This window comes from Methylobacterium sp. D54C (genome assembly GCF_053345595.1).
The window spans coordinates 1-254 of sequence record NZ_JBKFAK010000296.1; the positions used below are offsets into that span (position 1 = coordinate 1).

Genomic DNA, 254 nt, shown 5'->3' on the forward strand with positions numbered 1-254 from the left:
CGCCCGCTCGTCTGCGCCAATCGCACCGCCTCAGCACGAAACTCAGGGGTAAAGGTTTGCTTCCGGTCTGCCATCGGAACCCTCCTCCTTCAGGAAAAGAGCTCTCCACTTTTGCGGAGCAAGTCCAGACCCGAGCCATCGTTGCCCTGGCCTCCGAGTACGGGCGCTATGGCTACCGTCGTGTCACCGCGCTGCTGCAAGCAGACGGCTGGCAGGTGGGCAAGGACCGGGTTCAGCGCATCTGGCGCCGCGAG

Annotated in this window: 1 protein-coding gene; it reads left to right on the forward strand. The window is 64.2% G+C overall.

Features of this window, described 5'->3' with window-relative positions; genetic code table 11:
* Nucleotides 1-254: IS3 family transposase (locus ACLBYB_RS33605; RefSeq protein ID WP_447701466.1), on the forward strand; the 254-nt coding region annotated here is incomplete at both ends.